Annotated in this window: 19 protein-coding genes and 1 other RNA gene; 10 read left to right on the forward strand and 10 right to left on the reverse strand. The window is 63.1% G+C overall.

What is annotated here, in order from left to right; all coding sequences use genetic code 11:
• Positions 1-140: 140 nt before the first annotated feature.
• Positions 141-857: a c-type cytochrome gene (locus ACRTG1_RS04345; RefSeq protein ID WP_113153858.1), complete on the reverse strand. Its 717-nt coding sequence runs from the start codon at positions 855-857 to the stop codon at positions 141-143.
• Between the two features lie 197 nt (positions 858-1,054).
• Here ACRTG1_RS04345 and ACRTG1_RS04350 point away from each other — a divergent pair, with 197 nt between their 5' ends.
• Together ACRTG1_RS04350 and ACRTG1_RS04355 are read left to right on the forward strand one after the other, a co-directional pair.
• Positions 1,055-1,801: a 3-deoxy-manno-octulosonate cytidylyltransferase gene (locus ACRTG1_RS04350; protein ID WP_432515796.1), complete on the forward strand. Its 747-nt coding sequence runs from the start codon at positions 1,055-1,057 to the stop codon at positions 1,799-1,801.
• A 2-nt stretch (positions 1,802-1,803) separates the two neighbouring features.
• Positions 1,804-2,673 carry a prephenate dehydratase gene (locus tag ACRTG1_RS04355; protein WP_206548763.1) on the forward strand — a complete coding sequence of 290 codons (870 nt, stop codon included), beginning with the start codon at positions 1,804-1,806 and terminating at the stop codon, positions 2,671-2,673.
• Between the two features lie 25 nt (positions 2,674-2,698).
• Here the strand turns inward: ACRTG1_RS04355 and nudC are convergent, their stop codons facing one another.
• Positions 2,699-3,649, reverse strand: a complete 951-nt coding sequence (nudC, locus tag ACRTG1_RS04360; protein ID WP_317090203.1) for an NAD(+) diphosphatase — start codon at positions 3,647-3,649, stop codon at positions 2,699-2,701.
• Positions 3,650-3,679: 30 nt separating this feature from the next.
• Positions 3,680-4,099, reverse strand: coding sequence for an HIT family protein (locus tag ACRTG1_RS04365; RefSeq protein WP_113153862.1), 420 nt, complete (start codon positions 4,097-4,099; stop codon positions 3,680-3,682).
• Between the two features lie 219 nt (positions 4,100-4,318).
• On the opposite strand from ACRTG1_RS04365, the gene ffs reads away from it, so the two are divergent.
• The 7 genes from ffs (at position 4,319) to ACRTG1_RS04400 (ending at position 11,340) form a co-directional block, all read left to right on the forward strand.
• An RNA gene (gene ffs / locus ACRTG1_RS04370) (signal recognition particle sRNA small type) lies at positions 4,319-4,415 on the forward strand.
• Positions 4,416-4,543: 128 nt separating this feature from the next.
• Entirely contained in the window at positions 4,544-6,406 is a 1,863-nt protein-coding gene (locus tag ACRTG1_RS04375; RefSeq protein ID WP_299940848.1) for a DNA polymerase III subunit gamma/tau, read from the forward strand.
• 17 nt (positions 6,407-6,423) lie between these two features.
• Positions 6,424-6,747 (forward strand): YbaB/EbfC family nucleoid-associated protein, encoded by a 324-nt coding sequence (locus ACRTG1_RS04380; RefSeq protein ID WP_113153864.1) that lies wholly within the window; start codon positions 6,424-6,426, stop codon positions 6,745-6,747.
• 158 nt (positions 6,748-6,905) lie between these two features.
• Entirely contained in the window at positions 6,906-7,511 is a 606-nt protein-coding gene (gene recR / locus ACRTG1_RS04385; protein ID WP_113153865.1) for a recombination mediator RecR, read from the forward strand.
• A 336-nt stretch (positions 7,512-7,847) separates the two neighbouring features.
• Complete coding sequence (locus tag ACRTG1_RS04390; RefSeq protein WP_206544392.1) at positions 7,848-9,077, forward strand: lytic murein transglycosylase; 1,230 nt, start codon at positions 7,848-7,850, stop codon at positions 9,075-9,077.
• Between the two features lie 138 nt (positions 9,078-9,215).
• Positions 9,216-9,614 (forward strand): Kazal-type serine protease inhibitor domain-containing protein, encoded by a 399-nt coding sequence (locus ACRTG1_RS04395; RefSeq protein WP_432515797.1) that lies wholly within the window; start codon positions 9,216-9,218, stop codon positions 9,612-9,614.
• 268 nt (positions 9,615-9,882) lie between these two features.
• Positions 9,883-11,340 (forward strand): aldehyde dehydrogenase family protein, encoded by a 1,458-nt coding sequence (locus tag ACRTG1_RS04400; RefSeq protein ID WP_432515798.1) that lies wholly within the window; start codon positions 9,883-9,885, stop codon positions 11,338-11,340.
• 656 nt (positions 11,341-11,996) lie between these two features.
• On the opposite strand, the gene rpsU is transcribed toward ACRTG1_RS04400, so the two are convergent.
• The 6 genes from rpsU to cysG form a co-directional block, all read right to left on the reverse strand.
• Complete coding sequence (rpsU, locus tag ACRTG1_RS04405; RefSeq protein ID WP_113153869.1) at positions 11,997-12,224, reverse strand: 30S ribosomal protein S21; 228 nt, start codon at positions 12,222-12,224, stop codon at positions 11,997-11,999.
• Positions 12,225-12,519: 295 nt separating this feature from the next.
• On the reverse strand, positions 12,520-13,041 hold the full coding sequence (locus ACRTG1_RS04410; RefSeq protein WP_297565358.1) for a DUF934 domain-containing protein: 522 nt from the start codon (positions 13,039-13,041) through the stop codon (positions 12,520-12,522).
• Between the two features lie 9 nt (positions 13,042-13,050).
• A complete protein-coding gene (locus ACRTG1_RS04415) occupies positions 13,051-13,818 on the reverse strand; it encodes a phosphoadenylyl-sulfate reductase (protein WP_432515799.1) in 768 nt (255 codons plus the stop codon).
• A complete protein-coding gene (locus ACRTG1_RS04420; RefSeq protein ID WP_299940835.1) occupies positions 13,793-15,463 on the reverse strand; it encodes a nitrite/sulfite reductase in 1,671 nt (556 codons plus the stop codon). Before ACRTG1_RS04420 ends, ACRTG1_RS04415 begins: the two co-directional genes overlap by 26 nt.
• 16 nt (positions 15,464-15,479) lie before the next feature.
• Positions 15,480-15,788 (reverse strand): DUF2849 domain-containing protein, encoded by a 309-nt coding sequence (locus ACRTG1_RS04425; RefSeq protein WP_113153873.1) that lies wholly within the window; start codon positions 15,786-15,788, stop codon positions 15,480-15,482.
• Complete coding sequence (cysG, locus tag ACRTG1_RS04430; protein WP_432515800.1) at positions 15,788-17,215, reverse strand: siroheme synthase CysG; 1,428 nt, start codon at positions 17,213-17,215, stop codon at positions 15,788-15,790. The genes ACRTG1_RS04425 and cysG overlap by 1 nt, the downstream gene beginning before the upstream one ends.
• Before the next feature lie 229 nt (positions 17,216-17,444).
• Here cysG and ACRTG1_RS04435 point away from each other — a divergent pair, with 229 nt between their 5' ends.
• Complete coding sequence (locus ACRTG1_RS04435; protein ID WP_206544399.1) at positions 17,445-17,891, forward strand: host attachment protein; 447 nt, start codon at positions 17,445-17,447, stop codon at positions 17,889-17,891.
• Positions 17,892-17,964: 73 nt separating this feature from the next.
• On the opposite strand, the gene ACRTG1_RS04440 is transcribed toward ACRTG1_RS04435, so the two are convergent.
• Positions 17,965-18,708 (reverse strand): SDR family NAD(P)-dependent oxidoreductase, encoded by a 744-nt coding sequence (locus ACRTG1_RS04440; RefSeq protein WP_206544400.1) that lies wholly within the window; start codon positions 18,706-18,708, stop codon positions 17,965-17,967.
• Between the last annotated feature and the right edge of the window lie 37 nt (positions 18,709-18,745).

Below are 18,745 nucleotides of genomic sequence, written 5' to 3' on the forward strand. Positions count from 1 at the left end.
TTGTTTTTCGTTCCCAGCCGAAAGGTAGACCATCGCCCGCACATGGCAAGGGCCATGTGGATTTCCGGAAACTATATGTTCGGACAACAAAAAAGCCGGTCGAAACCGGCTTTTTCAAGTTCCACGAAATTAAATTTTCGTTAGTTGGCGGTTGCTTCGCCTTCGGTCTCGTCGGCCGAAGCTTCCTCGCCCGTGGCCGGGTCGTCGCTGACGCCTGCGGGAAGCGAAGCATCTTCGTCTTCCACGGTCAGGTCCGTGCGCTCATCCGGCGAAAGCGGCTCTTCGAAAGAAGCCTCGTCCTCGGGCTCCGGATCGGGCAGGGCAACCGGGGTCGCAGCGTTCTCACGCAGATAGGCGATCAGGTTGGCGCGGTCCTCGATCTTCTTCAGACCGGCGAAAGCCATCGCCGTGCCGGAGACGAAACCCTTCGGGTTGGTCAGGAAGTGGTCGAGATTCTCGTAGGTCCAGGTCACGGTGCCGCCCTGAGAGAATTCTTCCATGGCCGCCGAGTAGCCAAAGCCTTCGTGGCCGGCGATCGGGCGGTCGACGATTTCCCAGAGGTTCGGGCCGACCTTGTTGGCGCCACCGTCATCAACGGTGTGACAGGCCTGGCAGCGCTTGAAGATGTTCTCGCCCTTGGCGACATCGGCAGAGGCGAGCAGCGGCGCGATGGATTCCGGTTCGGCCGGTTCTGCAGGCGCGCCCGATCCGTCGTCCTCAGCAACCTCGATCGCGTAGCCCGGTGTGGCAGGCGGCGGCGAAGCGAAGATCGCATCCGAGAGAAGGCTGACCGAGAAGACCACGAAAACGGCGGCAAGCAGCGCGCCGAGGATTTTGTTGAGTTCGAAAGAGTTCATACGCCCTGAGGCTCCCTATTCCGGACGCTCGCGGCGGCGTGAAGATCCAAACTTCCGCGCCGGTGTCCCCCGCGTTCGACCGATGCCGGTAAAATCGCGCGGAAACTAGGGCTTTTGCTCCGCGCATGCAACACATATAAGGCACTTCCCTGTGAGACTTTTTGCCACTTTATCATTTCAAAAGAGTTCGCGCCCCAATGTCCAGCCTCATCATAATCCCCGCGCGCATGGCGTCTACCCGTCTTCCGGGCAAGCCTCTGGCCGATATTGCGGGGCGTCCGATGATCGTGCACGTGGCCGAACGGGCGCGTGAAAGCGGCATTGGCCGGGTGGCGGTCGCCACCGACACGCAGGAAGTGGCCGATGCGGTGGAGAAGGCCGGTTTCGATGCGGTGATGACCCGTTCCGACCATGAATCCGGCTCTGACCGCATTTTTGAGGCGCTGGGCAAGCTCGATCCGCAGGGCGTGTGCGAACGCGTCATCAACCTACAGGGCGATCTGCCGACCATCGCGCCGGAAGATATCCGCGCTGTTGCCGGTCCGCTGGATGATCCCGGGATCGACATCGCGACGCTTGGCGTCGAGATCACCGATGAGGCGGAAAAGACCAATCCGAATGTTGTGAAGATCGTTGGCGCGCCGCTCCCGGCAGACGCCAGCCGGCTTCGCGCACTCTATTTTACGCGCGCCACCGCGCCATGGGGCGAAGGGCCGCTCTACCATCATGTGGGCATCTATGCGTATCGTCGCGCCGCACTCGAGCGCTTCGTTTCGCTTCCGCCTTCGGTGCTGGAGCGGCGCGAACGCCTTGAGCAGTTGCGCGCACTCGAGGCCGGCATGCGCATCGTTGCGCAGATCGTGGCCTCGGTGCCGCTGGGCGTGGACACGCCCGAAGACCTGGAAAAAGCCAGGACCAGACTTTTAGCAGAAACGGACATGTGAAGATGGCAGCCAAGACCAACAAGATCGCCTTCCAGGGCGAACCCGGTGCAAATTCAGACACGGCCTGCCGCAACATGTTTCCGGACATGGAGCCGCTGCCCTGTCCGACATTCGAGGACTGCTTCAACGCGGTCGAAACGGGTGCTGCCGATCTGGCGATGATCCCGATCGAGAACACGATTGCCGGCCGCGTTGCCGACATTCACCATCTCCTGCCGCGCTCCAAGCTGCACATTGTCGGCGAATATTTCCTGCCGATCCATTTTCAGCTCATGGTTCTTCCGGGCGTGAAAACGGAGGAGATCAAGACGGTCTACAGCCACATCCACGCGCTGGGGCAGTGCCGGGAGATCATCCGCCAGAAGCGCTGGAAGGGCATGGTCGCCGGCGATACGGCGGGCGCCGCGCGTCTTGTGGCCGAGATGGGCGAGCGTTCCAACGCCGCGCTGGCGCCGCTTCTGGCAGCCGATCTCTACGGTCTCGATATCGCCATGGAGAATGTCGAGGACACGGACAACAACGTCACCCGTTTTGTCGTACTCTCCAAGGAGCAGAAATGGGCCGCGCGTTCCTCGCCTGACCAGACCATGGTCACCACGTTCGTGTTCCGTGTGCGCAACGTGCCGGCGGCGCTCTACAAGGCGATGGGCGGGTTTGCCACCAATGGCGTCAACATGACCAAGCTGGAGAGCTATCAGCTCGGCGGCAAGTTCTTCTCGACGCTGTTCTACGCAGACGTTCAGGGGCATCCGGACGACCGCAATGTGGCGCTGGCGCTGGAAGAGCTTGGCTTCTTCTCACGCGAAGTGCGCATTCTGGGCGTCTATGAAGGGCACCCGTTCCGCGCCATGCAGAGCGAAGACGAGGACTAGCAATTCCAGGAAAGGCGCAAGCGCTCTAGCTCTCCGTCGCGAGCGCCCAGTCGCGGATGAGCGTGTTGGCGATGGCGCCTTTCGGGGGCACACGGTAGCCCCCGGGATGCGCGCCTTCGAGCATCTGGCGCACTTCGGCGCGCGAAAACCAGCGGCATTCCTCCAGCTCGTTCTCGTCCATGGCGATCTCCTCGCTCATGGCCTCGCCGTAGCAGCCGATCATCAGCGAATAGGGAAACGGCCAGGGCTGGCTGGCGTGATAGGCGACCGTGCCGACTTCGATGTTTGATTCTTCGCGTGTTTCGCGGCGCACTGCGGCTTCTATGGTCTCGCCCGGCTCCACGAAGCCGGCAAGGCACGACACGACCCCCGGAGCGAAATGGGGGCTGCGGCCCATGAGGCAGCGCTCGCCGCGGATCGCCAGCATGATCACCACCGGGTCGGTGCGCGGAAAGTGGTCGCGTCCGCAGGCCGGGCAGTGCCGTTTGTAGCCGCCGTCGCGCATTTCGCTCTCGCTGCCGCAGCGCCCGCAAAAACGGTGATTGGCGTGCCACGCCAAAAGCGATGCGCCTTGCGCCATCGCGCCGAGCGCATCGGCGTCCAGCAGTCCCTGCATGTAGATCGAGCGATAGTCGATGGCCTTGAGGTGGTCGGGCAATGTCTCGGGGTCCGCCGTCGCCGGCACGGCCAGAACCGGAACGCTTTCCTGATGCCCCAGAAGCACCGCGCGCTCCAGATCGGGTGCGCAGGCCGCACGATCCGCCGGCGATAGATAAGGGTCGAATGCGTCTTCCCCAGCGACCCGCAGGAAAAGCCGTCCCTCGCCGAAAAGCATCACGCGCGCCCGTTCGTCCCTGAGCGCCTTCAGCGCATCATCGTCGGTGCGCGCCTCGGACTGCCGGTCGATGGAGTTTCCGGAAAAGGCGACGCGTTGGCTGGCTTCGTCGCGCCGTTCGTCGAAAAATGGGAAGGTCATGGAAGAGGGAAGTCCGTTTTCAGGAAAAGGTCAGAGTTTGCCGCGAATCGTTTCGGCGAGCTGATGCAGGTCTTCGCGGCGATAGGGCTCACGTACGCCATGGCCCCAGATGGGGCCGGGCCAGCCGGGGTCGCCTTCATTGCGGGCAACCACATGGATATGCAGTTGCCGGACGACATTGCCGAGGGCGGCGGTGTTGATCTTGGTGCAGCCCGTCATGTCCTTGAGCGCCTGGGCGACGAGATTGGTCTCGAAGCTCACCATGGCCTGATCGAGTGGGGTCAGCTCGTGAATCTCTTCCGCGCCGGGGCGCTGCGGAATCAGCATGAGCCAGGGCCAGCGACGGTCGTCGCAAAGGCGCAGCTCGCAAAGGCCGAGCCATGTAACGTGAAGGCTTTCAGCCTCCAGCCGTGGATTGAGCTCGAAACCCTGCTTGGCGTCCGGCAGCATCGCTTTTCCTCATGATGACAATCAAGGCTAGATTATTTTGCGGTCGGGCGAAATCACCTCATACCGCATAATTGAGCATATCAGGCAGTTCGCCGTTTCGGTTAACCCGTAGGCCGGCCCGGATGCGGGCGCGGCGGTTGCAGGCAATCGGCCGGTCATCGACAGGAAAGCGAAACTCCTCCCTTGCATTTGGCTTCACAATTTCCGATATGGGGGCCGGGAGGTTGGTGGTGGACGAGCCACTCGCCAACCGGGTCAGGTCCGGAAGGAAGCAGCCCTAACGAGCCAGGCACGGGTCGCCGTGCCAGCCTCCCACCTTCTTCTTGCTTTTCTAAGCCGCATTCACCGGAATCCAGCCTTGCCGTCCAGATTGTCCATTGACGCACAACCTCGTCCAAGGGGACACTGGAAGCGTCAGGGCAAAACACGGAGCGCGACAGGGCAATGACCGACGCCGGCACGAACGCAAGCGACAAGGCCGGCAGCGCCTACAGGGTTCTGGCCCGCAAGTACCGTCCAAGCGATTTCACGGGACTGATCGGCCAGGAGCCGATGGTCCGCACGCTCACCAATGCATTTGGCGCTGGGCGCATCGCGCAGGCGTGGATGCTCACCGGCGTGCGCGGTGTGGGCAAGACCACGACGGCGCGCATTCTGGCGCGTGCGCTCAACTACAAGACAGACACCATCGATGCGCCAACGGTCGATCTGACCGTTGAGGGCGAGCATTGCCGCGCCATTCTCGAAGGCCGCCACGTCGACGTGGTGGAGATGGACGCGGCCTCGCACACCGGCATCGACGATATTCGCGACATCATCGATCAGGTGCGCTACGCGCCGGTCTCCGCGCGCTACAAGGTCTTCATCATCGATGAGGTCCACATGCTCTCCAATCAGGCCTTCAACGGCCTGTTGAAGACGCTCGAGGAGCCGCCGCCGCATGTGAAGTTCATCTTCGCGACGACGGAAATCCGCAAGGTTCCGATCACCATCCTGTCGCGCTGCCAGCGCTTTGATCTGCGCCGCATCGATGCAGCCATGATCAAGGCAGACCTCGCCCGCATCGGCGGGCTGGAGGGCGTGGAGGCGGAAGACGAGGCGCTGGCGATGATCGCGCGCGCGTCCGAAGGCTCTATGCGTGACGCCCAGTCGATCTTCGATCAGGCGATTGCCCATTCCTCCGGTCAGGTCACGGCGGAAACCGTGCGTGACATGCTGGGACTGGCGGATCGCAGCCGCATCATCGGCCTGTTCGAAAACCTGATGAAGGGCGATGTCGCCGCCGCGCTGGCCGAGTTCCGCGCGCAATACGATGTCGGCGCAGACCCGGCGACCGTGCTGAACGATCTCGCCGAATTCAATCATCTGGTCACGCGGCTGCGCTTCGTGCCCGAGGCGGCTGAAGACGCCTCGCTGTCGGAAGACGAGCGCGCCCGCGGCCTCGAATTTTCCAAAACGCTTTCCGTGCGTGTTCTCTCGCGCGCCTGGCAAATGCTGCTCAAGGGCATTCAGGAAGTGCAGTCTTCCGGCCGGCCGGTGGCCGCCGGCGAGATGGTGCTTATCCGCATCGCCCACGCAGCGAATCTGCCGACGCTCGATGAAGCGATGAAGCGGCTCGACGACATGCCTGCCGGCAATGGTCAGGGCCAGCCCTCCGGCCATGGCGCGCCTGCGCCTTCGGGCAATGGTGCTGGTGGGGGCGCTGGCGGCGGTGGATCAATGGGTTCGGCAGTGGCCACCCAGCATGTTTCCGTGTCCGGCGGCGGTGGCGGCCAGACCATGCGTCTTGTCCAGTCCGCACCCGAAAGCGCGCCTGCGCCCATGCAGCAGCAGGCCGTGCATGAAGAGGCCGAGGCGGACGCCGTGCCGCTGCGCTCGCTTGAAGACATCGCAAAGCTTGCCGACGCCAATCGCGACATGGCGTTCAAGGTTCGCTTCAAGAGCTATGTGCGCCTCGTCTCGATCGAGCCCGGCCGGCTTGAGGTCAATCTCGCCGCCGATGCGCCCAAAACGCTGATGGGCGACCTGACCAACCGGCTCAAGGAGTGGACCGGGCGGCGCTGGATCGTCATGCTTTCCAGCGAGGCCGGCGGCCCCACGCTTTCCGAGGTGGAAGAGGGGCGGCGCGAAAGCGCCATGGCCGACGCGAAGGCGGACCCCGCCGTCGCAGCCATACTGGACAAGTTTCCCGGCTCTAAGATCATCGATATCCGCATCCCCGACGCGACCGACCCGGATGCGATCGACGATGCATCCGGTCCCGTCGAGGCGGTCGATCTGGATGATGATGACGACGACGATTTCTGATTGAATTGGAGACCAAAATGCGCGATCTGATGGGCCTTATGGGCAAGGCCAAGGAGATGCAGGCCAAGTTTCAGGCCATGCAGGAAGAAATGGCCCAGATGGAAGTCCAGGGCCAGGCTGCCGGCGGCTCCGTCACGGTAACGCTTAGCGGCAAGTCCGAGATGAAGGCGCTCAAGATCGACCCGTCGCTCTTCAAGGAAGACGATGTGGAGATCCTCGAGGACCTGATTCTGGCGGCGCACAACGATGCGAAGACCAAGCTCGAAGCCACCATGCAGGAAAAGACCCAGGAAATGACGGCTGGCCTGCCCATTCCTCCGGGCATGAAGCTGCCTTTCTAGGCATCGCCCCGAAAATCGGGATTGATTTTCGGAAAGCACGATGCGTGGATTCAATAGGTTGGAGCGTCCTATGTGCGTCCGAATGGACGCACGGCGCTCCAGGACAGGAGAACGGGCGTTGATCCGCAATCGGATCAGCCCCTCAATGGTATCCTTGCATGTCAAAATCCATCGCCGGGCCTGAAATCGAGCGTCTTATCCAGCTTCTGGCGCGTGTGCCGGGGCTCGGGCCGCGCTCGGCCCGGCGCGCGGCGCTGCATCTGATCAAGAAAAAGGATCAGCTCTTCGCGCCGCTCACTGCCGCCATGTCGGATGCGCTGGACAAGGTCCGGATCTGTTCCACCTGCGGCAATGTCGATACGCACGATCCCTGCACCATCTGCACCGATCCGCGCCGCGATGGCAGCACCATCATCGTTGTCGAGGATGTGTCGGATCTCTGGGCGCTTGAGCGCGCCGGCGCGATGAGCGCACGCTATCACGTGCTTGGCGGCACGCTGTCGCCGCTCGATGGCGTCGGGCCGGGCGATCTCAATATTGCGGGGCTCGTCAGCCGGGTTTCCGAAGGCGGGGTGTCCGAGCTCATTCTTGCCGTCAATGCGACGGTCGAGGGGCAGACCACCGCCCATTACATCACCGATCAGGTGGCCGGGATGGAAATCAAGGTCACGCGCCTTGCGCACGGCGTGCCGGTGGGTGGCGAACTCGACTATCTGGACGAGGGAACGCTGTCGGCGGCGCTCAAATCGCGTACCAGTTTCTAGGAGAAGCGGAAGCGCTCTGGCCGGATGACAGCCTCCTTCTCCCCGCGAGCGGGGAGAAGGTCCCGGCAGGGGGATGAGGGGCTGACGCCGTGCGTGAAAATCTAGCCGCATTGTGGGTTCGCAGAACTTTGCGCTCGCCCCTCATCCTCACCTTCTCTCTGCGAGCGGGGAGAAGGGGGCCTCGAAGTCGGCGCCCGGAATTGCACAAGACCAGTGAATGAGAGCGTTTTCACGATTCAACGAGAAGTGGACGCGATCTAGCCAGCGCGGCGGTTGTGCCGCTACCATGCTATCAGACGATCAAACGCCCATTGCGGCGACGGGAGAGACGCCTTGATGTTCCAGCGCATGATCCGCCTTCTTGTCATTCTGAGCGTTTCGCTTGCCGCGGGCGCGGCTGCGGCGCAGTCCGTCGAGACGCAGTTCCGCAACTGGCTCGCCAGCGATCTGTGGCCGGAGGCGCAGCGCCGGGGCATTTCGGCCAACACTTTCAACGCTGCCTTCGCCAATGTGTCACCCAATCTGAAACTGCCGGACCTCGTCTTGCCGGGCGAGAGCAAGCCGCGCAGCGACAGGCAGCATCAGGCGGAATTCCGTGCGCCATCGGCTTATTTCAAGCATATCGGGGGCGTCGTCTCCGGCGGGCGCGCGCGGGCTGGAAAGCTCAATGGCGTGCTGTCGGCCATCGAAAAGCGCTATGGCGTTCCGCGTGGCGTCGTGCTCGCCGTCTGGGGGCGGGAATCCGGCTTTGGCGGGGCAAAAATTCCCTATGACGCGTTCGAGGTTCTCGGCACCAAGGCCTTTCTCGCCACCCGCAAGGCGATGTTCCGTGAAGAGGTTCTGGCAGCGCTCGAAATGGTGGAGCGTCGCGGCGTCTCGCCCCGCGCCATGCGCTCATCCTGGGCCGGCGCCATGGGGCAGCCGCAGTTCATGCCGACCTCCTACCTGAAATATGCCGTCGATGGCGATGGCAATGGCAGCGCCGACATCTGGAATTCGCAGGCCGACACGCTTGCCTCCATCGCCAATTATCTGGCGCAGCATGGCTGGGTGCGCGGGCGCGACTGGGGCTTTGAAGTGACCGTTCCGCAGGGCGTTTCCTGCGCGCTCGAGGGCCCGGATCGCGGCAAGAGCATTGCAGACTGGCAGGCGCTCGGCATCCGCCGGGTTGGTGGCAAGGCGTTTCCCGAGCATGAGCTGCGCGGCGAGGGCTATCTGATGATGCCTGCCGGCCGCTTTGGTCCGGCCTTCATCGTCACGCCCAATTTCTACCGCCTCAAGGACTACAACGAGAGCGACCTCTACGCGCTTTTCGTGGGCCATGCGGGCGACCGCATCATGTATGGCAACAATGAATTCGCCACCTCGTGGGGCCGTGTCGGCGGCTTCAATCGCAGCGATGTGGCGGGCATGCAGCGCGGGCTTGAAAGGCTTGGCTACGATGTCGGCGGGGCCGATGGTCTGGTCGGCTTCAAGACGCGCCGCTCCATCGGCGAGTGGCAGCAGAAAAACGGGGTCTCTCCGACCTGCTTCCCGGAAAGCCAGACCGTGCGCCGCCTGCAATAGCAGTAAAACCGTCTTCGGCTGCGGGCCGGAAGCATAGCATCTCTCGATACACTGGTGACTTCTTCAAAATCGTCTAATCTGCGCATGGGGATTGCGCCGGGAGCCGGCGTCAATATTTGAAAGAGAGAGGGTCTCGCGGTGTCTTTTGCAAAAATTCTGTCCCGTGTCGGCGCGCTTGCGGGCGCAGCCGTCATTCTGGCGAGCTGTACGGTGGTTGTTGAAGAGGGGCCGAACCGTCCGCGTCCACCGCGTCCGGATCGCCCGCAGGTCTGCACGATGGAATTCCAGCCGGTCTGTGCGCGGCGGGGTGATCGTCAGCGCACCTTTGCCAATGCCTGCACGGCGCGCGCCGCCGGCTATCGCATCGTTCGGCCGGGTGAGTGCCGGGCACAGTCCAACCGGCCCGAGCGTCCGCAGATCTGCACCCGCGAATACCGCCCGGTATGCGCACGCAAGAACGGCCAGCGTCGCACCTTCGGCAATGCCTGCTCGGCACAGGCCGCCGGCTACCGGATCGTTCGCCCCGGCCAGTGCTGATCTGACGGGAAGTTCAGCCCCGCCGCCTTTCCAGAGGGGCTGCCGGCACTCAAAACAGCACTGAAAATGCAGGCGCGTGTGAGGCGGGCAGCTTCACCCGCGTTTTCTTTTGTGCGGGCCTTGGACCACACTCGGTGCTTCCGGCATTTCCGCTCAGGTTTCATGCGCAAATGGCAGGCTGGCATAACGAAGCATCGCATGACTGGCCTGCCCCGCCTGGGTTAGGCTCCGGGCCAACCAAACTGAGATAAGCGGGGGTATTCCACCAATGGCGCTAACCGAAACGGGCAGCATGGATTTCAAAAACTACATTGCCGGCGAATGGATTGACGGCGACAGCCAGGTCGAGAACATCAATCCGTCGGACACGCGCGATGTGGTGGGCCTGGCGGCGCGCTCCGGCGCTGCGGATCTCGACCGCGCCATCGATGCCGCACATGATGCCGCGCCAGGCTGGGGGCGTTCCACGCCGCAGCAGCGCTTCGACATTCTCGACGCTGTCGGCAATGAGATCATCGCCCGCAAGGACGAGCTCGGCCACCTGCTTTCGCGTGAGGAAGGCAAGATCCTGCCGGAAGGCATTGGCGAGGTTGTGCGCGCCGGTCAGGTGTTCAAGTTCTTTGCCGGCGAAGCCCTTCGACTGCCGGGTGAACGCCTCGATTCCATCCGTCCGGGCGTTGAGGTGGACATGCGCCGCGAGCCGATGGGCGTGATCGGTCTCATCACCCCGTGGAACTTCCCCATCGCCATTCCCGCCTGGAAGATCGCGCCCGCGCTTGCCTATGGCAACACGATCGTGCTCAAGCCGGCCGAGCTGGTTCCGGGTTCGGCATGGGCGCTGGCGGAGATCCTGTCCCGCGCCGGTCTGCCGGAAGGCGTGTTCAACATGGTTGCCGGTCGCGGTTCCGAGCTTGGTCCGCGCATGATCGAGAACCCGAAGGTTCGCGCCATCTCCTTCACCGGCTCCGTGCCCACCGGCCGTGGCATCGCCGCTGCCTGCGGACAGCATCTCAAGAAGGTGCAGCTTGAAATGGGCGGCAAGAACCCGCTGGTGGTTCTCGACGATGCCGATCTGGATGTGGCAGTCTCCGCCGCTCTCAACGGTGCATTCTTCTCCACCGGCCAGCGCTGCACCGCTTCCAGCCGCCTTGTCGTGGCCGATGGCATTCATGACCGGTTCGTCTCCGCGCTCACCGACAAGCTCAAGGCGCTTGTGGTTGGTGATGCGCTCGACCCCAGGACCCAGATGGGGCCGGTGGTCGATGAGAAGCAGCTTGAGCAGGATCTCTCCTATGTGGAGATCGCCGGCCAGGAAGGCGGCAGGCTTGCCTTTGGCGGCGAGCGCCTGACGCTCGACAAGCCCGGCTTCTACATGGCGCCGGCGCTCTTCACCGAAACCCGCAACGATATGCGCATCAACCGTGAAGAGGTCTTCGGCCCGGTCGCCAGCGTCGTCCGCGTGAAGGATTACGAGGAAGCGCTGCACGTCGCCAATGACACCAGCTTCGGCCTTTCCTCGGGCATCTGCACGACCTCGCTGAAATATGCGAGCGACTTCAAGCAAAAGTCCCAGGCCGGCATGGTCATGGTCAATCTGCCGACCGCCGGCGTCGACTATAATGCGCCGTTCGGCGGCACCAAGGGCTCGAGCTTCGGCTCGCGTGAGCAGGGGCGTTATGCCGTCGAGTTCTACACCACGGTGAAGACCGCCTACACACAGCCCTGATCGTCAGGGCGCTGACAGAATACCGACGTCGCCATCTTTGGTGGCGGCATCCCCGGCGCGGTGTCCGTATCGCTTTTTCGATCATGCTGTCATGACCCAAAGGCGCCGGATTCCGGGTGTTCTGGGTGATGCTTACAATTTTAGGAAAAGTTTACCCTGTTGCCTGAATGTGGCTGAAGCGCCTCATTTCTCGGAACAAATCCACAACTCGGGATTTTATCTCACGAGTGCGATTTGCAACATCGAGCAAGGACAATGACGCAACAGGACAAACGACAGGAGCGCCGGAGCGACGCATATCGCGCTGACACTGCGCGCAGTGTCAGACAGCGTCTTGGGCAGCCCGAAAACACGCGGTTTCTGAACAAATTGCCGCATTTTTCGCTGGATTCGGAAATTCCGGACGAATTTCAGGATCTTTTGGGAAAGCTGGACGAAGCCGAGAGCCGCGCAGGCTGAACTGCCGGCCCGGGCATCGGGACGAAGCGTGTAATCCGATTATTCCGATGCGCCATCAATGGCTTGGACCGATTGCAATGCATCCGGGTGGGCGCAGGGCAATCCCATAATCCAAAAAACAAAACAGGGACGGGGCCAAAGCCGCACCGTCCCTGTCTCGTAAATTCACAAAAACCAGGCTTGCCTGGCATCAGCCCTTAGGCTGCGCGGCGCTTCTTCGGCAGAAGGCCTTCGCGCTGAGCCTGCTTGCGGGCCAGCTTGCGAGCGCGGCGGACAGCTTCGGCACGCTGGCGTGCGCGCTTCTCCGACGGCTTTTCATAAGAACGACGGGCTTTCATTTCCCGGAAAACACCCTCGCGCTGGAGCTTTTTCTTGAGCACTTTGAGGGCCTGATCGACATTGTTGTCGCGAACGATAACCTGCAATGGACTTCCTTCTTCAGTTGGCGTTTCAGTGATTGAGCCTGGCCAGGGCGCTCGAAAGCGCGAAGGGCAACTCACGTTCAATCTTATTCCACATCGGTGCGGGAGCCTGGCATCAGCCGGCGCAGAGATGCAAAAGCGCCCGTCAAAGGGGCGACTCAAGATGGGGCGCACCATAACAGAAGTTCTGCCGAATGCACCCCTGAGGTCTTAATATAGGGATAATCCCCTGAAAAGCGAGCCAAAATCCCGCAAAACAGCGCGATAACCGTGATTTGCAGCCCTGATTCCGGGTGATTCAGGCCGAAACCCGCCGCCATGCATAGGAGCCGGGCGCTGCGGCCGCTTTCGCCGCCGGCTGGTAGTAAAGCGGAATGCCCGCTTCCCGGCCGGACTGGAGCTGCTCCAGCGTGCGCGGATTGGCGATTTCCAGGCTGGAGAAGCCGACCCGAAGCATATGCGCGACCTGATCGATCAACACATCGCCCGTGGCGCGGATTTCACCGCGATAGCCATGGCGCGTGCGCAGGAGTTCGGCCTTGGAATAGCTTCGCCCGTCATTGAAGGCGGGAAAGGCGAGCGCCACCAGCGGCAGACGCGCAAGATGCGGCAGGAGCGCATCCAGCGCATCGCCTGGCTGAAGCTCCACGCCAATGCGGTCGGCCGCCTTTGTGCGTGTCTCGTCGTCAAGATCGAGAAAGGCTGCAAGTGACAGGATCACATGCGCGCTGGCATCAAGTGCCGAACCGTCTTCGGCCTTCTGCCAGCGGTCGTCCTGAAAGCCGTCTGCGGTCCAGAGGCGAATATCGGTCGTGTTCATGAAAAACTCCTATCCCGATGCCGTCGAGAGCGTGTCTTCGAGGCCGGGCAGATGGATGCCGCATTCGGTCTTGGCATGACCGGCCCAGCGGCCTGAACGCGGGTCTTCGCCGGGCTTTACGGGGCTCGTGCAGGGAAAACAGCCGATCGACAGATAGCCGAACGCCACCAGCGGGTTCTGGCGCAGTCCGTGCCGGCGCATATAGGCGGCCTGATCTTCGGTCGACCAGCGCGCCAGCGGGTTGACGCGGATGCGCGGACCAACGGCCTCGAACACCGGCATCTCGGCGCGGGTCGACGCCTGACCACGCTTGCGGCCGGTGAACCAGGCGCGATAGGGCGCGATGGCGCGGGCCATGGGCTCCACCTTGCGGATCGCGCAGCAGCGGTCGGTGTCACTCTGGTGCAGGATGCCATCGGGATCGTCAGCGGCAAGAGCATCCTCAAGCGGCCTGATGATCTCGACATTGGTCAGGCCCAGATCGTCCGCGAGCTGATCGCGGTATTCAAGCGTTTCGCCAAAGTGCTGGCCGGTGTCGAGGAAGGTGATCGGCAGGCCGGGAGCAGCTTCTGCGATCAGGTGAAGCAGCGCTGCGGAATCGGCACCGAAGGAGGATGTGGCGGCAATGCCGCCCGCATCCGCGAAGAGATCGATTGCCACGGCAATGATCTCCTCGGCGGGCAGGTGTCCGTAGCGCAGGTTCAGCGCAGCCGCGAGGTCGCCCGTGTCGCCACTGGCGGCAAAGTCGCGGTCAAGCTGCCTTGGCTTCGTGGCCATAAAGGGCCTCCTTGAACGGCGCCGGTCCGAGCCGGCGATAGGCTTCGAGGAAGGTCTCGTCGCGGTTTTCGCGCTTTGCGAGATAGGTGTCGACAATGGTTTCCACCGCGTCGGTGATTTCCTCCGGCGCAAAGCCACGCCCGATGATCTCGCCGATGGTCGAACCCTCGCGCGCCGAACCGCCAAGCGTCACCTGATAGAGCTCCGTGCCCTTCTTCTCGACGCCCAGAATGCCGATATGGCCGACATGGTGATGGCCGCAGGCATTGATGCAGCCGGAAATCTTGATTTGCAGATCGCCGATCTCGTCCTGCCGGGCCTGGGTTGCGAAACGCTGCGAAATTTCCTGCGCCACCGGAATGGAGCGGGCATTGGCGAGCGCGCAGTAATCGAGGCCGGGGCAGGCGATGATGTCGGTGATGAGACCGGCATTGGAGGTCGCAAGACCAATCTCGACAAGCCTCGCATGAACCGCAGGAAGATCGGCGCGCGCCACATGGGGCAGGATCAGGTTCTGCTCATGGCTCACGCGGATTTCGTCATTGCCGTACCGCTCCGCCAGATCCGCAATGGCGTCCATCTGTACATCGGTGGCGTCGCCCGGCACCTCGCCAATGCCCTTGAGCGACACGGTCACGGAGGCATAGTCGGGGTTGCGGTGCGTGTGCGCATTGCGGCGCAGCCAGTCGGCAAAGCCGGGATCGGCCTTGACCACCTTGCTCACTGCTGCGTCGCCTTCCGGGCGGGGTTTGAGCTTCGGGGGCGCGAAATAGGTTTCGATGGCGCGAATGTCGGCATCGGGGAGCTTCAGCTCGCTTTCCTTCAGCGCGGCGAATTCCTTTTCCACCTGCGCTGTCAGTTCCCCGGTGCCGGTCTCGTGGACCAGAATCTTGATGCGCGCCTTGTACTTGTTGTCGCGGCGTCCGTTCAGATTGTAGACGCGCAGGATCGCCGTCACATAGGAGAGCAGGTCCTGCTCTGGCAGGAAGTCGCGGATCTTCTTGGCGACCATGGGCGTGCGGCCAAGGCCACCGCCGACGAACACGGCAAAGCCCAGCGCGCCTTCCTCGTTCTTTTTCAGGTGCAGGCCGATGTCGTGCACCTCGATGGCGGCGCGGTCGCGCTCTGCGCCCGTAACGGCAATCTTGAACTTGCGCGGCAGATAGGAGAACTCCGGATGGAGCGACGACCATTGCCGCAGGATCTCCGCATAGGGGCGCGGGTCCGCCACCTCGTCTGCGGCGGCGCCTGCAAAATGGTCTGCCGTCACATTGCGAATGCAGTTGCCGGAGGTCTGGATGGCGTGCATTTCCACTTCCGCCAGCTCTTCGAGCACACGCGGAATGTCGGTCAGCTTCGGCCAGTGGAACTGCAGGTTCTGGCGCGTGGTGAAATGGCCATAGCCCTTGTCATAGGTGCGCGCGATATGGGCCAGCCTGCGCATCTGGCGCGCGGTCAGCGAGCCATAGGGAATGGCGATGCGCAGCATGTAGGCGTGAAGCTGAAGATAGACGCCGTTCATCAGCCTTAACGGCTTGAACTGGTCTTCCGTCAGCTCGCCGGAAAGGCGGCGCTCCACCTGGTCGCGAAACTCTGCAACGCGGGCCTGCACGAAGGCATGATCGAATTCGTCGTAACGGTACATGGGACGTGGCCTGACGTTAGGCGGCGTGCTGCGCGGCGTTGCGCGCCTGCTTGCCGATCTCGGGGTGAATGGAAGGCCCGCCGGCGCGGATGCGTTCGCGCAGGCGCTTGGGGAGGATGCGGCCTTCGGCGATGTCCACGTCGACCAGTGTGACGTCGATCACGATGTTGGCGGCGAGCGCGGCGCTGCCGGCAGCGGCGATGCGCGCTTCGTCTTCGGCGTCGCGCGCCACATGGGCGGCGTCGATCGTATCGACCCAGCGGTCGCCTGCGCCCAGCCATACGGTTTCGCCATCGGTCAGGCGATTGGCGGCTACTATCTTCATCACGCGCGCTCCAGCTGGTGCTTATAGGTTGCGAGCGCTTCGGAGCGCTCGAAGTTTGCGCCAGCCACGGCGTCGCCGATCAGCGTCATCACGGGGCCGGTCAGTTCGCTGCGGTCGGCAAGCGAAGGCAGGTCGCTCAGCGTTCCATGCAGCAGGCGTTTGTCGTCGCGGCTGGCGTTCTCGATCACGGCCACGGCGGTGTCCGGCGAGAGGCCGGCCTCGATGAGACGCCCAGCCACATCGGCAGCCACGGAGCGCCCCATATAGACGGCGATGGTCGCACCGGAGACGGCAAGGCTCGCCCAGTCCGGCAGGGTGCGGCCCTTCAGGTCGTGGCCGGTGGTGAACACGATGGAGGAGGCGATGCCGCGAAGCGTCAGCGGCAGCTCGAAATCGGCGGCGGCCGCAAAGGCGGCGGTGACGCCGGGCACGACCTCGTAGGACACGCCTGCTTCACGCAGTGCCGCCATTTCCTCGCCCGCACGACCGAAGATCAGCGGGTCGCCGGACTTCAACCGCACCACACGCTTGCCCTCGCGGCCAAGCGTGACCAGAAGATCGTTGATCTGTTCCTGGCTCTTGGAGTGGCAGCCCTTGCGCTTGCCGACGGAAATGCGTTCCGCATCGCGGCGGCCCATGGCAACCACGGCCTCGGGCACGAGCGCGTCGTAGACAATGACATCGGCTTCCATGAGCAGGCGCTGGGCGCGCAGCGTCAGCAGATCTTCCGCGCCGGGGCCTGCGCCCACAAGCGCGATGTGGCCGGGAATGTCGCTGCCGGAGGCCAGCAGGCTGGAGGCGCTGCGGCGGGCTGCCGCCGTGTCGCCCCGGGCCATGGCATGTGCCGTGTCGCCGGTGAAGAAGGCTTTCCAGAAGCGGCGGCGGGCGAGCCCGCGCGGCACCAGCCGGTCGACGGCGTCGCGATATTGCGTGGCGAGATGGGCGAGCGCGCCCAGCGACGGGGAGAGCATCTGATCCACGCGCGCCCGCACCATCTGCGCCAACACGGGGCCGGCTCCCTCTGTGCCGATGGCGACGGCGAGCGGCGCACGGTTCACCAGAGCCGGTGTGTAGAAATCGCAAAGTTCGGGCCGGTCCACCGCATTGGCGGGGATGGAGCGCGCCCGTGCATCGGCAATGATGGCGCGGTCCTGCGCCTCATCATCGGTGGCGGCGAACACCAGTGCTGCATTGTCGAGATAACGCGGCGCGTAGGGCGCGCGGATGAGATGCGCTCCGTTGGCCTTCGCCCAGGAGACGAGGGCGTCTTCGGGCGCATCGGCGACAAGCGTGAGTGCTGCGCGCGACTGGCCAAGAAGGCGGGCCTTGGCAAGCGCCTCTTCTCCATTGCCGACGATGACGACGGCGCGGTTCTCCACCCGCATGAACACGGGAAAAGCCGCAAGCTTTTGAGTGTCTGTCGCCATGATCGCGAGCCTTGTTGAAAGATGCCCGGAATAATGGCGGTTTGCATGGGTTCCTGAGAAGAAATACACTCACCGTGGCACAGGGGTGCGACAAGATTGCTTTTCCGCAGCGTCGCTTTTCCGCAGGAAATCCTTCCCCGGCTTCGCTGCGATACCCATATCAGTTTTGTGGGAACGGGAAGCGCCAGCCCGCGTTTCCCGGAGACCGACTTGAGCAATGGAGATCGAAATGGCTGAGTTCCGGCTTGTACACGATACATGGGTTGTGGTCGCTGATGGTGAGAAGGCGCTGTTCCTTCGCAATGAAGGCGACGCCACCTATCCCAACCTTCAGGTCGTGCGTTTGATGCAGGAAGAGAACCCGCCAAGCCGGGAGCAGGGCACCGACAGGCCGGGACGTCTCAATGACGGCAATGGCGGGCACCGCAGCGCCGTGGACGAGACCGACTGGCACCGCATCGAGAAAGAGCGCTTTGCCGGCGATGTCGCCGAGCGCCTCTACAAGCTTGCGCACAAGGGCAAGTACAGCAAGCTCGTGCTGGTCGCCCCGCCATTGGTGCTGGGCGAGCTGCGCAAGGAAATGCACAAGGAAGTGGAAGACAAGGTGATCGGCGAGATCGCCAAGACGCTGACCAATCACACGGTGAGCGACATCGAGAAAGTGCTGCTTCAATAGCAGCTTGTGCGCCGTTGCAGCGTTTCCCGGAAACGCTGCAACGTTTGTTACACCTCACGCGGCGTGGGATGTTTTAGACGTGCTGGCCACCATTGATGTGGATTTCCGAGCCGGACACGTAGGACGACTGATCCGAGCACAGGAAGAAGATCGTGTCGGCGACTTCCGAGGTCTGGCCGAGGCGGCGCAGCGGAATGCCTTCAACAATCTTGTCGGTGCCGGGAGAAAGGATCGAGGTTTCGATCTCGCCCGGCGCAATGGCGTTGACGCGGACGCCATGGGGGCCGAAATCGGCTGCCATTTCGCGGGTCAGCGCCACGAGAGCGGCCTTGGACGTGGCGTAGGCGGTTCCGGCAAAGGGGTGGACGCGGCTGCCGACGATGGACGTGACATTCACGATGGAGCCCTTCGCATTGCCAAGCTCGCGGAAGAGGCCGCGCGCCAGCATGATGGGGGCGAAGAAATTCACCTGAAACACATCGCGCCACACATGCATGGGCGTGTCGATGGAGTTCATGCGCTTGCCGCCCTCAAGCTTGGGCGAGATGGCCGCATTGTTCACCAGCGCGTCGAGCCGGCCGCCATTGGCCTCCAGACGGTGCCGGATCTCGGCGACCGCGATGCCCACGTCTTCCTGGTCGGAAAGGTCTACCTTGATGTGATCTTCCGGGCCGGCGGGCCATGGACAGTCATCGGCGAACGCCTGCCGCGAGCAGGTGATGACGCGCCAGCCCTCGCGGGAAAAACGCTTCACCGTCGCGTGGCCAATGCCCCGGCTTGCGCCGGTTAAAACCAGTGTCTTCCGCTCGTCCGCCATGCCCTTCTCCCTGTTCCGTTCCTATGTAGGCGACAGC

Origin of the sequence: Nitratireductor sp. PBL-C9 (genome assembly GCF_050877045.1) — a bacterium.
Taxonomy (GTDB): domain Bacteria; phylum Pseudomonadota; class Alphaproteobacteria; order Rhizobiales; family Rhizobiaceae; genus Nitratireductor; species Nitratireductor aquimarinus.

Coding starts and splice junctions, on each gene's coding strand:
- ACRTG1_RS04345 (WP_113153858.1), bottom strand. CDS start 857: ATGAACTCTTTCGAACTCAACAAAATCCTCGGCGCGCTGCTTGCCGCC.
- ACRTG1_RS04350 (WP_432515796.1), top strand. CDS start 1,055: ATGTCCAGCCTCATCATAATCCCCGCGCGCATGGCGTCTACCCGTCTT.
- ACRTG1_RS04355 (WP_206548763.1), top strand. CDS start 1,804: ATGGCAGCCAAGACCAACAAGATCGCCTTCCAGGGCGAACCCGGTGCA.
- nudC (WP_317090203.1), bottom strand. CDS start 3,649: ATGACCTTCCCATTTTTCGACGAACGGCGCGACGAAGCCAGCCAACGC.
- ACRTG1_RS04365 (WP_113153862.1), bottom strand. CDS start 4,099: ATGCTGCCGGACGCCAAGCAGGGTTTCGAGCTCAATCCACGGCTGGAG.
- ACRTG1_RS04375 (WP_299940848.1), top strand. CDS start 4,544: ATGACCGACGCCGGCACGAACGCAAGCGACAAGGCCGGCAGCGCCTAC.
- ACRTG1_RS04380 (WP_113153864.1), top strand. CDS start 6,424: ATGCGCGATCTGATGGGCCTTATGGGCAAGGCCAAGGAGATGCAGGCC.
- recR (WP_113153865.1), top strand. CDS start 6,906: ATGTCAAAATCCATCGCCGGGCCTGAAATCGAGCGTCTTATCCAGCTT.
- ACRTG1_RS04390 (WP_206544392.1), top strand. CDS start 7,848: ATGTTCCAGCGCATGATCCGCCTTCTTGTCATTCTGAGCGTTTCGCTT.
- ACRTG1_RS04400 (WP_432515798.1), top strand. CDS start 9,883: ATGGCGCTAACCGAAACGGGCAGCATGGATTTCAAAAACTACATTGCC.
- ACRTG1_RS04410 (WP_297565358.1), bottom strand. CDS start 13,041: ATGAACACGACCGATATTCGCCTCTGGACCGCAGACGGCTTTCAGGAC.
- ACRTG1_RS04415 (WP_432515799.1), bottom strand. CDS start 13,818: ATGGCCACGAAGCCAAGGCAGCTTGACCGCGACTTTGCCGCCAGTGGC.
- ACRTG1_RS04420 (WP_299940835.1), bottom strand. CDS start 15,463: ATGTACCGTTACGACGAATTCGATCATGCCTTCGTGCAGGCCCGCGTT.
- ACRTG1_RS04425 (WP_113153873.1), bottom strand. CDS start 15,788: ATGAAGATAGTAGCCGCCAATCGCCTGACCGATGGCGAAACCGTATGG.
- cysG (WP_432515800.1), bottom strand. CDS start 17,215: ATGGCGACAGACACTCAAAAGCTTGCGGCTTTTCCCGTGTTCATGCGG.
- ACRTG1_RS04435 (WP_206544399.1), top strand. CDS start 17,445: ATGGCTGAGTTCCGGCTTGTACACGATACATGGGTTGTGGTCGCTGAT.
- ACRTG1_RS04440 (WP_206544400.1), bottom strand. CDS start 18,708: ATGGCGGACGAGCGGAAGACACTGGTTTTAACCGGCGCAAGCCGGGGC.